This is a genomic window from Wolbachia endosymbiont (group A) of Epistrophe grossularia (assembly GCF_947251435.1).
In the GTDB taxonomy this organism is placed as follows: Bacteria; Pseudomonadota; Alphaproteobacteria; order Rickettsiales; family Anaplasmataceae; genus Wolbachia; species Wolbachia pipientis.
Map to the genome: position 1 here is coordinate 1,214,763 of NZ_OX366363.1, position 12,901 is coordinate 1,227,663.

Sequence of the window (12,901 nt, forward strand, 5' to 3'; positions counted from 1 at the left end):
GTATGCCTTATAGAAACGGTGTAGCATATTATGGAGCTTATGGAGGTGGTGATAACACGGCATCGCAAGCTCGAAATCCGACAACTTCAAGACAGCTAAGTGAATCAACAAAACAGCTATTTAAGGCTATTGATGATGGAAACCTAGAAGATTTTAAAGAAGCTCTGGCAGAGGGTGCGGATGTTAATGCGTTTGATAAAGAAGGCATGACACCTTTGATGTCCATAGTTACTAATTTGTCTGCAGGCTCTGAAACAGAAAAAGAATATCAGAATATGATTAGGTTGCTCCTACTGCACCGGAGCATAGATGTTAATATTTCTGAACAAAATAATAACAATACAGTTTTGCATCTAGCAATGTGCTTTCAACAAAAGAAAACTTTACAACTCTTACTAAGTCATCCAAACATAAACACTTATCTAACCAATAAAAACCATCAAAATCCTGAGGGATGTGCTAGACAAAATCGTGCTGGGCATTTGATAATAGAAATACAAAAAGCACAGAAAGGAAAAGAATTATTAGCTGCTCTTTCTAGCGGAAATATTTGCCAAGCGAAAACACTATTGAATCAAGAGCTTCATCCTAATTGCTGGAGAAGAACCCAAGATGGAAGAATAAAAACACCACTTAGCTTAATTATTCGATTATGTTTACGAACGATAACAGAAGATGAAAAAGAAGTATTGACAAAACTTTTAAAACATAAAGACCTAGATTTTAGTTACGAGCAGTATGCACAATTAAAGCAAACAATTGAACAAGCTATTCAGAGCCGATTAACTGATACTATTAATAGAAAAGATTTAGATGATGTGAAAAAATTAGTAGAAGATAATTGTTTTATAAATCGTGCAGTTGTTACTGCTGCATTGGGGGGTGTTGATAATCCAGTTAACTCTATTAAAGATTATTTAAATGAAAAATTTCCTGCAAATACGAATAATATACCAGAAGATTTTGAGAAGTTTTTACAAGGGCTTGAAAGAACAAAAGCTCAACTTGTAGAGAAAGAGCAAGAGCTAACGAATAAAACTGGCAAAATTTCACAATTAGAAAAAGATTTAGTACAAGTAAGGCAGGAAAAATCGGCTCAACAAAGTGAATTGATTGAATTTAAAAGAATTGTGTGTGGAAGAGCAAGCGACACTGTCGAAATTTCACGATTAAAAAGAGATTTGGAACAAGTAAGGGAAGAAAGAGATAGGCTTTCATCAGAAAATAGACTGCTCCGTAGTAATAAAAACGAAAAATCCTCGCAAGCAATTTCTTCTGGTAGAAAACTAAGCAACTACGCTTCTGCATGTTTTATATTGCTCGGAGTATATACTGTTGTTGCATGTTTAGTAATAGAAGATTATCCAGGGATAATAAGTGCTTTCTTTACAGCAGTTGCACTGGCTTTTTTTTTATTAGGATGTTGTAGTTTATATAAAGCAAACACAATACTTAGTGATGTTGAAAGCACTCAGCTTGGTGGTTTAGAACGAAGTTAAAGTTTTGATTTCTTCTCCATGCCCTGCTGAAAATTTTTGTACATGTTAAAAACATCTTGATAATTGAGGTGAGTGTAAATTTGAGTAGTTTCCAGGCTTGAGTGACCAAGCAGTTGTTGTATTGATCTTATGTCAATATCTTCCTGAAGCAAATGAGTAGCAAAACTATGGCGAAATGCATGTGGAGATAAAATTTCTGGTAAATTTAACATTCTCCTTATTTTTTGCAAACGATTGGCCACATAAGTTCTTCCCAATTTTTTTCCTCTTACTCCCACAAAAAGATGTTGTGCTTCATCAAGGTAAGGACAGGCTTTTACATATTCTTGTATACATTTTTTTACTACTGGGAGAATGAATACCTGCCTTTGTTTATCTCCTTTACCTGTTACTATTAAACTTTCATTGTTAATATCACTAACCCTAAGGTTCAACGCTTCACTGATTCTTAAGCCTGTACCATATAGCAGGACGATAATTGCAATTTCTCTTTTTATCACCCAAGGTTCGCCCAGATCGGATAGTTTCATTTCTTTCAATAAAGTTTTTATATTAGGTATTGATAATGCTTTGGGCAGAGTTCTTCTCTGAATTGGCCTTGATAAGGAAAATACAGCTTCATTGTCTATATTGTGGTTATTTTTTATGTACTTGAAGAAATTTCTGATTACTGAGAGTGCTCGAGTGTTGGATCTTGCGTTTACACCTCTTGCGTAACGAGAGGTAAGCCAACTTCTTAACTCAGGTACGCTCAATTTTTCCAAAGTGCCGACATTTACTTCTCCACCAATGTGAGTATTTAGGAAACTTATAAGATCCTTCAAGTCCCTCATGTATGACTCTAAAGTGTTTGGTGAATAAGATCTGTTGCACCTCAGCCACTCATACCATTTTTCAATGATTGAACCGAGGTCCACAATTATTTTTTAAAGAAAGCATCGATGCACGCATCTCGAAAGGCTTCATTTATATCAGGATGAGAGTGACAAATTCTGTATATATCCTCTGCTGCTGCACCATATGCCATTGCAACCGCTGCTTCGTTGATTAGCGTATCAGCGTATGCTCCTATGATATGCACACCTAGTATTGTATCTGCTCTGCTACAAGTCAGCACTTTCACGAATCCTTCAGCATCATCAGTGATTTTTGCTCTGCCGTTTGCAGCAAATTGACATTTACCAACTTTGTACTTACGGCCAGCATTTTTGAGTTCCTCTTCGGTTTTACCAATCGAAGAAACCGCAGGGTGAGTGTAAATGACAGATGGTATGATTCCATAATCAACGTGAGGTGACTGTCCTGCTATTATCTCTGCAACTGCCACTCCTTCTTCCTCTGCTTTATGAGCAAGCATTGCTCCACCGATCACATCACCAATAGCAAATATTCCTTTCACATTAGTTTCATATCTGTTGTTAACTTGAACGAAACCGCGATTATCTTTTTCTATTTTTTCATCAATACTAAGATTCTCAGTGCATGGTTTGCGTCCTGCTGCCACCAATACCTTATCCGCCTCTATAGTGTTTGTTTGATTATCTTTTACAGAGCAAACTTTCATACTCAAAGAATTACTACTTTGTTTTATCTCCTCAACTTTAGTGCTAAGTAAAAATTTTATTCCTTGTTTTTGTAGACTAGAAAGTAGAGACTTACTTAATTCTCCATCCATTGCTGCAGCGATTCTGTCAAAAAATTCTACTACAGTGACTTCAGACCCTAGCCTCCTCCATACAGAAGACATTTCAAGCCCTATTGCCCCAGCTCCGATTACGACAAGTTTTTTTGGTACTTCAGTTAAAGATAATGCACCAGTTGATGAAATAATACTTTTCTCATCGATATTAATTCCTGGCAAAGAAATAACATCAGAACCGGTTGCAATTACTATATTTTTTGTCTTCAGCACCTTACCTTCAACTGAAACTTCAAGATTACCTTGGTCAAAAGAAGTAATTTTCCCAAGCCCATTGATTTTAGTGATTTTGTGAAGGTTAAACAGATATTCTATACCTTTTCCAAGTTCCTGAACTCTGGCGTCCTTATAGCCTAGCATTTCTTTTAAGTCGAAACTTGCGTCCTTAATTTTTATGCCAAGCTTCGACAGATCATTTTTCGTGTGAGCATACTGATAGGAAGAATGGAGCAATGCTTTGGAGGGTATGCACCCAACCCGCAGGCACGTACCACCAAAAATGCTATTTTTATCTATGCAGGCAACTTTCAATCCAAGTTTTGCAGCAGCGATAGCACACTTATAGCCTCCTGGGCCACCACCTATAACAATTAAATCATAATCAGTCATAAAAAACAAACCTATTTTCTAAAGAATAAACACCATTCTTCTCAGTTGTTACATATATCTTATTGCGAGTAAACACTGGAGTGTGAAACACATTACCAGGTACTTTGACTACCTTTCCTGCACTTTCAGATCCCGGAAAAGCAAACATTGAACCTTTATTGCTTGTCACCCACAGTGTATGGGCATGCATAATTGGAGCAAACAATTGCGTATTTTCTATTAAATCAGATGCCCAGACTGTTTCTCCATTTTTTATATCCAGGCCAATTATTTTATCGTCTTTAGTAACTATAAAAATTCTTCCGCCTTCTTTTTGCTCCTTTGGAGGAATAAGAGGACTGTAATATGATTCAATGTCTGATACACTTTTTACTTGCAGTGACTTTGACCATAAAATATTCCCTGATTTTACGTCAATACCATAAATATAAGAATTGTTTGTAGCTATTAAAGTATCGCCAAGCACTCTCGGTGTAGTAGTTACATCTGTGAGCTGTGTATCCAAAAGGTTTGTAGCCAATTTTTGGCTCCACAATTTTTTACCGTCTTCATTAAAAGCTATTAACTCACCATTTGAAAATGGCGCTATTATTTTATCGTTAGAAATTGCTGGCGATATGGAATACAAACCTCGAACCTCATTGATACCGTTTTGATAAGCCCAAACGAAGCTGCCATCTTTTATATCAAACACGTACAGATAATTATCAATAGTCAATACTACCAATTTATTGTTTATTACTGCTGCTCTCCCTCTTACTGGAGCTCTCAATTCTTTTTCCCACTGAATCTCGCCGGTTTTTGCATCTATTGTGTGTAGAACGTTATCCACTATAAAGAAAACGTTTCCTCTGTGACGCAATAGGCTCATGTTACTAATTTTTTTTCTGTGTGAGAGGTGTAATTTCCAATTCATAGCCTTTGAGTTATCAATATCAAAGGAATATAAAGCGCCGTGCTTGTCTGATAAAATAACGCTATTTTCTGTAAGCACTGGAGCTACATATCCTTGAGATAGTTTTTTATCCACTAGACTTATTCTCTCGCTTGCCATTGTGTAACTGCTACACAATAACATTATCATGACAATTATTACTTTCATTATTTATTGAAAACAAGATTCATTAATATACATCTTAAGAACCTTAATTACAACGGAAATGTTCTTGCTGCATGTTAAAAACGTTGATTTATGAACGAAATATTATATTATTATGTGAGATAATGTATACTCTTAGAGGTAGTACACCTCATCCACTATGCGGCAACGTGCATAGCTGTACGAACATTGAGATATAAAAGTAATTTATACCAAGAAGAAAGATGTCATCCAAATAGCCTCTTTTCCTGTCATCCCAGTGCTTGACACTGGGATGGCTCTGTTGCATCGCAACTGAAAAAATCTGGTGGCTACTGACAAAATTCATTATAAAATAGCCATTTAACCGCTTAAGGAAAAATATGCCACAAAAAATGAGAGTTAGTAACTGCCATGAATATAACAAATTTCTAGAAAAAAGAGGAAATATTTTTCGTTACATCGATAAAGCTATCGAAAATTGGTATGAAAATAGTCCAAAAATGCAGGGCGGCAACTATATTTATAGTGATAAAGTTGTGATTTTAGTGCATATAATCGTTAATCTTTTTAGAATTGGCTTAAGACAAACAGTCGGGTTTATAAAAGGATATTTGCAACAAATAGGAAGAGATTTGGCAGTTATCAGCTATTCGCAAGCTTCAAAAAAAACTTAATATTAAGATCAATGATTGCAGAATTGATAAAAATAATATGGAAGATATCGAAATTGCCATAGATAGCACAAGCATCAGCATTTATAACAACACACAGCAAGGAAAATAGCGCTGACAGAAAATATCGTGGCTATGAACAGACAAGAAAATTGCATGTAATGTTGAATATAAACAGCAAAAAAGCCATAGCTGCAAAATACAGTAACGGTCTGATCACTATGGAGCTTGCGATTTGCTTAAAGGAGTTATAGCATTTCTCATAATAGTCCAAACAGGTCATAGGAAGGCAGAATCAACAGCACGACGAAAGGATTCGAATAGAGGAATGTTTTTCCTGGCTCTGTTTTTTATAGCAAACCAATGATGCTCAATTTTGTTGAAATCTGGAGAATAAGGCGGCAGATACAAAATTTCTGCACCAACCCCTTTAGCAAGCTCGATAATCTTATCAGACTTATGAAAAGTAGCATTGTCAAGAATGACAGTCTGTCCAGGTTCCAAGATCGGTGTCAAAAATTGCTCAAACCATCCATTAAAAACATCCATATTACAGTGGCCTTCAAAGGTTAACGGAACAACTATCTTTCTTCCACTTAAGGCTGCAACCATACTGATTCGTTGAGTTTTCTTTCCAGATTTTAAGGCATAAAACCGCTGTCCTTTCTGGCAATATCCGTAGGGGTAGTCTTCGGTGTTATCAATGCCAGACTCATCTATATACACTAAGTTTTTAGGTTCTTTTGTCGCTATAATTTTCAAAAATTCAGCACGTTTTTCTTCGTTTCTTTCCTTGTATCCATATGTCTTTTTTTGCGCGTAAATCCAATTTTTTTAAGGGCTCGATAGATCGTTTGGATACTAACGTTGTTCCAAAGTTTAGCCATTTCCGATAGAGTCTTTCCTCCGTGTTCTCTGGCAAATTTGGCAAAGGTATCCCAGTCGGTAATTTTGTGATTGTAACCCCCATTTCCAAGTTTTTTTGATTGAAAGTCTCCTGTTTCTTTTCTTCTTTGCTGCCACTCCCATAAAGTAGTTCGTCCAATCTTAAATCTTGCTGCCACTGTTTCTCTGCTTTCTCCTTCGTCTAGTGCTTCCATTGCTTTTTTTCTTAAATCATAACTATATGCTGCTGGCATTCAACCTCCTTATCATCATCTACCCTTATCCTATCACATCCGGACTTTTATGAAAAGAGCTATAATTTTCAGCATGCCATAAAAGCACTATATGCAGACAGAGCATATGACAGACATAAACTCTATAAATTGTGTGATGAATGCGGCATAAAGACAAAAATTCCTCCAAAAAAACAATGCAGCAGAACATCCAAAGTATGGCAGAGAGAAATGCTGCAATTAGACTAATAAAGTCATACAGCGAAGATGGAATGAAGAGGTGGAAAAGGCAAACAAACTACGGAAAAAGATCTTATGTAGAAAGTTTTTTCTCGCGACTGAAACAAACATTCGGGTTTAATTTTCGGAACAAATCTGAAATTAATCGTGGGAAGGAACTGCTACTCAAGTGTTATTTGCTTAATCAATTTACTGACATTGGTATGGCTAAATTTGAAATGGCTACATGAATTTATCGTAAATTACCACCGCATAGTTGTAACATTGTACCATATTACAATGTTCGTACAGTTGTGTGCGCGACCGGGGGTTTTATACTATTCTAGAAGTAACATACGGAAAAGGGGGGATTCGAACCCCCGACATATTTTCATATGTGCACGCTTTCCAAGCGTGTGCTTTAGACCACTCAGCCACCTTTCCATGCTTATTCATAATATTGAAAATTGTACTGCTAAACAATATAAAAACCTGGTATATAGGGTTCACCACGAAAATTCACAGTATTGTTAAACTTGCTTCTGCAAGTTGGAAATGTTTTATCGCAACCTGCGAGTATTGAATATTTATCTCCAGCAAAAATTTGGTATGGAGGCGAAGTAAACAACGTAACTACTTTATTTTTATATTCTTTTACTACACCTTCAAACGCTATTGAGCCAAAGAATTTTACTACTCCGTGCTTATAATATTCATCACTCTCAGTTAAATTCGTGTCTTCAAATCTTCTTTCGTCTATTACTTTAGTGATTGTACTTATTTTACTAAATTTTTTAGTATCGGCTTTACATTTATCATCGCAAAATTGTGCTCTGCATGCAGGAGAGTATAATTCTGCTATGCTTCTCTCAAGCTTTGCTGAGAGCCCTCTAATTTCAACAATAAATCTTCCACTACTTAATGTCACTTTACCAAAAGTTCCTGAATGTAGATTCATTGTCCCCTGGGTCAAGTCTTTATAATTCACAAGAAATATCTCAATATTTGCAAAGTCGTACTTTCCTGATAAAACATCTTCTTCTTTAATATCACCACTATTTAATATCCCTTCAATTTCTAGATTATCAGTTTTTAAATCGCTGTTTAATATTATACTACTGGCTGTAAATCCACTTGAAGATTTATAGAGTATATTATCAATATTTAAATCTTCATCATAGTCAGTGAATCCCATTACTTCTCCACCTGCGAGCTTTAATTTCCAGCACGTAGCAGTGGTAAGTAATTCTCCAGCTAAATGATTTTTTAGTGTGGTTTGCATAGGGGCCTCCTGCTTAATTGATTAAATTTGAAAGTAGCTATACGGCCAGTAGAATAAGGGCAGTGTGTTCTTTTCTCATCATCTAAGTAGCCATAAAGCGTCATTCCGGTGACCATAGGGTGTTATTCCAGTGCTTGACATACAGCTTTACAAACATTTGTTTGTAAAGGCAGTATGTTAAGTGTTATAGCCGGTTTTGCCTCAAAGACAAAGGCAGTGCCTTGACTACTTGGATCCAGGAAAATTGATTGTGCATTATACAACATTTTCGATCAAAAGCTGGATTCCAGTGTCAAGCACTGGAATGACAGGAGAGGGGTGCTGGGATAACAAGGAGAGAAATACTGGAATGACAAAAATTGGCACTGAGACGATAGAAAAGGAGCACTTATGGAATATGGCTACAAAGGCTTATACTTCTCAACATCACCTGATTTTGCATCCTCGATGCCTGAAAGGATTTCTTTAATGATGTTATAGCTTAGCTCAGGGTTATCTTCAACAACTTGACCAATTTTAGCCCAATGCTCGATTTGTTGTGGTACGGAACGATTTTGTAACATGGAATGGGACTGTACTATTTCCTCAAATTCTCCATCAAGATTTACTGTTATATCCATGATATTGTTACTTCTACTTTAAGCTATTATACCATATATTGGAAATTTTTTCAATATAAAATTTTCATCTGGAAATACACACCACAGTTAACTGTGGTGTGTACTGGCTGGCTAGAAAGAAAACTTCACACCAGTAAGAAGGAGAATTCCTTGGTTAGAAGGTGCCTCTTCTGTGGTACTACCTGCTTTTGTAATCTTATGATTTGCGTTTTGTTTCTCGTTAGTCATAAAATAATGAAGAGCTGCGTAAGGAACAAATTTGCTCTTACTGCATGCAGGAGATAGATCATATTGAACGCCAAGTGCGCCATCGTGAAGCATATCTCCATCATTCATTCTGCTACCAAAGTACGTCAAACTTGTGTAGATATTCTCATGTTGATACCCAGCTCCTACGGTCCAATACATGGTGTTTATACTATCTTTACCAAATTGAGCTTCCAGCCCTTTCACTCTCTTGTCATCATCAGTAGTACCTTTACCATCAATTTCCGTATAGATATCACCAACTAATTTTTTAATACCCTTCGGTTGACCAGATTTGCCCAAGTATGCAAAAGAGGCAGCAAATTTTACGCCTTGATCTTCATTAATCTTATAATCAGCGCTTACACCCAAATTAACACCCATCAGGTCATTATATTCCACAAATTCCTTATAAAGATGCTTATCTTTACTTGGTTGCTTTGGAAAGCCATATTCACCAACTGCAGAAGTTTTAACTTTTATGTTATGTTTATCAAAGTCATATTCATATGATGCACCAGCACTTACTATGTGCTCATAGTCTGGACCAACATGCTTTATCTCTTCTTTATGCTTTATCACCTTAGTACCATTTTTATCCTCCTCAAAAGGAACTGTTTCTTTTACAGTAAACAAGCTACTATCATAGCGAGGTGAGTAGCTGATACCAAATCTTGCGCCCATATAATTTGGTGAGTAGTAGGCAACTCTAAATGGCAGTGTAGTCATAACGCCTTTGTTATATTTCCCTGCCATGCGGAAAGAGAATTTTTCACTTTCACTCGAAAAACTTTCAGTGTAAAGACGTGGTGTTACATAAAATGGAAAGCTAGCAGCGCTTCCTTCTAAGTTCACTTTTCTGAACCAGTCACTATCTGCAGCTCCGTCAACAGTCGCAATTCTTGTTGCATCAAGCCTCATCAGAGCCTCAGGACCAAATTGGTAACCAAGCTTCACGTCACCATATTTTGAGTTAACAAACACATGCGCACTTCTGCCTTTTGCAGCATAAACACCCTGTGAAGCTCCCTTACCTTCGGTCACTGGGACATGAAACTGCACGTCAGCACCATAAAGAAGACCTAAATCTTCATTCTTATTTTCTGCTCTGAGGTGCAATATTGCATCAGCAATCATACCCATATCGTTGCTGTAATCACCAATATTTCCTATTCCTTCATAGAATATTGGATTTGCTCCTCTTGTTATATCTGGAGTGGAATTATAATACTCTGTAGATCTGTTTGGCATAACGTTATAACGTTCATACTCTTTACCACTTGGTCCAGCTTTGCCATAACCTTGAGCATCAACAACACCACCAAAAGTTATTCTTAAATTACTTTGCCCTTGATTGGTATCGATAATATCAACTCCACCAACTGAAACAACAGGACTTGCCTTACCTTTTTCCTCTGTATTTTTGTTAACAACTTTTATATCCTTCTTTACATCTTTAGCTTCAACTTTAGCATTCTTAGTTTTAGAACGCTTAGTTTTTGAAACTTTACCTTTTTCTATATTAGAATTCTTAGCGTTTAGAGCTTTCACTTTTGAATCCTCTATAAGCTTTGCTTTTTTCTCATTTGCTAGCCTGATCTCCTCTTTTTTCTTCTGCTCGGCTGCTAATCTCATCTCCTCCTTTTTCTTAAGCTCTTCAGCTTTTTTTCTTGGATCAGCATTACATATTCTGTCCATCTTTTCTTTCAGTTTTTTATTTGATGTTTTCATAACTTCTGTTTTTCCAGAAGTTTTTGTGCTCTCTTGCTTTTTTATTTCCTTCATACTCTCATCAGGAAAGTCAGCTGCAAAACTGCTGAAAGAACATAAAGTTAATAAAGAAACTAGAGCAGTTCTAGTATATATAGACTTTTTCATGAAGTGCCCCCAAAAAATTTCGAAATCATATCTTAAATGTAAATAGTATAAAAATGTTGAAAATTCAACTTAAAGCAACCTTATAACGAAAATAAAAGTAAAATGCAATACCTTAAAAGCAACTTTCTTAATATGCTCAACGTGTATATTAACCAAAATTTAGTACAGAGGTTCGCTTGTTAGTGCATTATAACTCGACTATTTATTCTATGGAAGTAAAATTTTTCCACCACAAGTTATTTGCCATTCTTCTTTAAATTTCTTTAGGTATTCTTTTTTTTCGCACTCTAAAAGTAGCTCTTCCACACTTTTGTTGTAGCTTTCAGTAGTAATCCTTCCCTGATGATGCATGAACCTTAAGTAAATCAAATAAGTGTTAATTACATCTGTTTCACAATAATCTCGAATCTCTTGTATCTTGCCGCTATCGTATAAGCCCATAACTTGTGACCCATCAACTCCAATCTTACCAGGAAGATTAAATGCTGCACAAACTTCGTTCATTTTTACTCTCGCAGAAGCTCCAAAATCAGAGAGGGATTCGAGCAAATCACAATGCCAATCACTGCTATATCTCTGATTGTAACTATTCCACTTATCGCCAGCTTTATGAAAATATTCCGCTTGAATGCCATGGACCATAGCACGATACTTCAGCACTGGTATATCAAAAGTGCGTCCGTTGAACGAAACTAATCTTGGCTTTTTCTCTGATATGTAGTTAAAAAATCCTTTCACTAGCTCCTTTTCACTGGAATTTAGTGTGCCTCCAGATCTTATTTCTTGCAGTGTGAACACCTCATAACCACTCTGGTAGCTTATATTGCAAAGTAAAAAACTAATAACTACAACAAGGTGAAAAGGCTGACGCAGAAAAGAGTTTTGCCCGTTTGTTATTTCAAGATGATATTTTGTTAATGCATCCCTCTTCTCTTCTACACTACTATCATCACTAATATTGAGTAAATTTTTGCAGGAATTTACATCTGGTATAGTTTCAATATCAAATACCAATAAAGAATTAAGCATTGCCTATATACTCCTCCGGACGGTCGATCCAAGGTCGCACTTTCACAAATAAAAAGAGGTGTACCTTGCACTCAAATAATTTTTCTAGTTCAGCACGCGCTTCGATATTAATTTTTTTAATATTACTGCCATCTTTTCCTAGCACTATTTTTTTATGACTATCTTTCAACACAAATATGATCTGTTTGATGACTAAACTCTTATCTTTTTTTTCCTCAAATTGTTCAGTTATAACAGCTGTAGAGTATGGCAATTCTTCACGCAAGTTCAAGAATAATTTTTCTCTCGTAATTTCTGCTGATAAAAAATTTGTCGAGGAATCGGTTATTTGATCTTCTTCATAAAACCAGGGGCTCACCGATGCAACTTCAGACAAGTAATTCATCAAATCAGAAAGTCCATCATTCTTTAATGCTGATATCATAAAAACCTTTTCAAATTTATAAAGCAAATTCAGATGCTCATGCGCCATCTTTAATTCAGGCCTTTTTACCAAATCAGTTTTATTGATAACCAAAATGCATCTGCCTTTTGTGCGCTGCAGCCGCATAAATATAGTCTTAATTCTTTCTATATTTTTCAAATAATTGCTTACATCAACAAGCAACAAAGTGATGTCACTATCCTTAACTGCCGACCATGCAGATTTGACTAAAGCTTTTTCAAGTTTTGTTTCTGCTGAGAAAATTCCTGGGGAGTCAGTAAAGACAATTTGTGTGTTGTTGCATGTTGCAACACCCCTTATTTGCGTCCTTGTTGTTTGCACTTTAGGGGTGACAATTGCAATTTTCTTGCCTATGATGCTGTTAATTAATGTAGACTTCCCAGCATTTGGTAAGCCAGCTATCGTTACAAATAAGCATTTTTGTTCTTTCACAAAGAAAATTATAAAGAAAACTGAATGTCAGCGTCAAGCTACTTATATGACAAGAAGTCAGAAAATCCATAGG

11 protein-coding genes, 1 tRNA gene and 2 pseudogenes are annotated in these 12,901 nt (G+C 36.0%); 3 read left to right on the plus strand and 11 right to left on the minus strand.

Going from position 1 to position 12,901, the window contains the following annotated elements; all coding sequences use genetic code 11:
- The first annotated feature begins 2 nt into the window (after window positions 1-2).
- Window positions 3-1,499, plus strand: coding sequence for an ankyrin repeat domain-containing protein (locus OPR28_RS06030; RefSeq protein ID WP_265023693.1), 1,497 nt, complete (start codon window positions 3-5; stop codon window positions 1,497-1,499).
- On the opposite strand, the gene OPR28_RS06035 is transcribed toward OPR28_RS06030, so the two are convergent.
- The 3 genes from OPR28_RS06035 to OPR28_RS06045 are packed head-to-tail and all read right to left on the minus strand — an operon-like array spanning window position 1,496 to window position 4,909.
- Window positions 1,496-2,416, minus strand: coding sequence for a tyrosine recombinase XerC (locus tag OPR28_RS06035; protein WP_265023694.1), 921 nt, complete (start codon window positions 2,414-2,416; stop codon window positions 1,496-1,498). The two genes, OPR28_RS06030 and OPR28_RS06035, sit on opposite strands and share 4 nt — an antisense overlap.
- Window positions 2,417-2,418: 2 nt before the next feature.
- Window positions 2,419-3,807 carry a dihydrolipoyl dehydrogenase gene (gene lpdA / locus OPR28_RS06040; protein ID WP_265023695.1) on the minus strand — a complete coding sequence of 463 codons (1,389 nt, stop codon included), beginning with the start codon at window positions 3,805-3,807 and terminating at the stop codon, window positions 2,419-2,421.
- Window positions 3,800-4,909, minus strand: coding sequence for a PQQ-like beta-propeller repeat protein (locus OPR28_RS06045; RefSeq protein ID WP_265023696.1), 1,110 nt, complete (start codon window positions 4,907-4,909; stop codon window positions 3,800-3,802). Before OPR28_RS06045 ends, lpdA begins: the two co-directional genes overlap by 8 nt.
- Window positions 4,910-5,268: 359 nt before the next feature.
- Between OPR28_RS06045 and OPR28_RS07170 the strand changes: the two are divergent.
- Window positions 5,269-5,809 (plus strand): annotated as a pseudogene (locus OPR28_RS07170) (transposase); the annotation flags it as partial.
- Between the two features lie 29 nt (window positions 5,810-5,838).
- Here OPR28_RS07170 and OPR28_RS06055 read toward each other — a convergent pair.
- Window positions 5,839-6,698 (minus strand): IS630 family transposase gene (locus tag OPR28_RS06055; RefSeq protein ID WP_264705388.1). Its coding sequence is split into 2 segments (ribosomal slippage): window positions 5,839-6,374 and window positions 6,374-6,698, totalling 861 coding nucleotides; the frame shifts between segments, so codons are not numbered across the junction.
- A 78-nt stretch (window positions 6,699-6,776) separates the two neighbouring features.
- Here OPR28_RS06055 and OPR28_RS06060 point away from each other — a divergent pair.
- Window positions 6,777-7,147: pseudogene (locus tag OPR28_RS06060) on the plus strand (transposase); the annotation flags it as partial.
- Window positions 7,148-7,253: 106 nt separating this feature from the next.
- Here the strand turns inward: OPR28_RS06060 and OPR28_RS06065 are convergent.
- The 7 genes from OPR28_RS06065 to era form a co-directional block, all read right to left on the minus strand.
- Window positions 7,254-7,340 (minus strand) — tRNA-Ser (locus OPR28_RS06065).
- 31 nt (window positions 7,341-7,371) lie between these two features.
- Window positions 7,372-8,178 carry a DUF2163 domain-containing protein gene (locus OPR28_RS06070; RefSeq protein ID WP_265023698.1) on the minus strand — a complete coding sequence of 269 codons (807 nt, stop codon included), beginning with the start codon at window positions 8,176-8,178 and terminating at the stop codon, window positions 7,372-7,374.
- Window positions 8,179-8,300: 122 nt separating this feature from the next.
- On the minus strand, window positions 8,301-8,444 hold the full coding sequence (locus OPR28_RS06075; RefSeq protein ID WP_265023699.1) for a hypothetical protein: 144 nt from the start codon (window positions 8,442-8,444) through the stop codon (window positions 8,301-8,303).
- 135 nt (window positions 8,445-8,579) lie between these two features.
- Window positions 8,580-8,798 (minus strand): ParD-like family protein, encoded by a 219-nt coding sequence (locus OPR28_RS06080; RefSeq protein WP_264702559.1) that lies wholly within the window; start codon window positions 8,796-8,798, stop codon window positions 8,580-8,582.
- 111 nt (window positions 8,799-8,909) lie between these two features.
- On the minus strand, window positions 8,910-10,922 hold the full coding sequence (locus OPR28_RS06085) for a WD0745 family porin (protein WP_265023700.1): 2,013 nt from the start codon (window positions 10,920-10,922) through the stop codon (window positions 8,910-8,912).
- A 207-nt stretch (window positions 10,923-11,129) separates the two neighbouring features.
- Complete coding sequence (locus tag OPR28_RS06090; RefSeq protein ID WP_012673253.1) at window positions 11,130-11,951, minus strand: 3'-5' exonuclease; 822 nt, start codon at window positions 11,949-11,951, stop codon at window positions 11,130-11,132.
- A complete protein-coding gene (gene era / locus OPR28_RS06095) occupies window positions 11,944-12,828 on the minus strand; it encodes a GTPase Era (RefSeq protein WP_010082484.1) in 885 nt (294 codons plus the stop codon). The genes OPR28_RS06090 and era overlap by 8 nt, the downstream gene beginning before the upstream one ends.
- Window positions 12,829-12,901: the final 73 nt, after the last annotated feature.

Excerpts from the sequence above, each read along its gene's own strand:
- OPR28_RS06030 (WP_265023693.1), top strand. The coding sequence starts at position 3 with ATGCCTTATAGAAACGGTGTAGCATATTATGGAGCTTATGGAGGTGGT.
- lpdA (WP_265023695.1), bottom strand. The coding sequence starts at position 3,807 with ATGACTGATTATGATTTAATTGTTATAGGTGGTGGCCCAGGAGGCTAT.
- OPR28_RS06045 (WP_265023696.1), bottom strand. The coding sequence starts at position 4,909 with ATGAAAGTAATAATTGTCATGATAATGTTATTGTGTAGCAGTTACACA.
- OPR28_RS06070 (WP_265023698.1), bottom strand. The coding sequence starts at position 8,178 with ATGCAAACCACACTAAAAAATCATTTAGCTGGAGAATTACTTACCACT.
- OPR28_RS06075 (WP_265023699.1), bottom strand. The coding sequence starts at position 8,444 with ATGTTGTATAATGCACAATCAATTTTCCTGGATCCAAGTAGTCAAGGC.
- OPR28_RS06080 (WP_264702559.1), bottom strand. The coding sequence starts at position 8,798 with ATGGATATAACAGTAAATCTTGATGGAGAATTTGAGGAAATAGTACAG.
- OPR28_RS06085 (WP_265023700.1), bottom strand. The coding sequence starts at position 10,922 with ATGAAAAAGTCTATATATACTAGAACTGCTCTAGTTTCTTTATTAACT.
- OPR28_RS06090 (WP_012673253.1), bottom strand. The coding sequence starts at position 11,951 with ATGCTTAATTCTTTATTGGTATTTGATATTGAAACTATACCAGATGTA.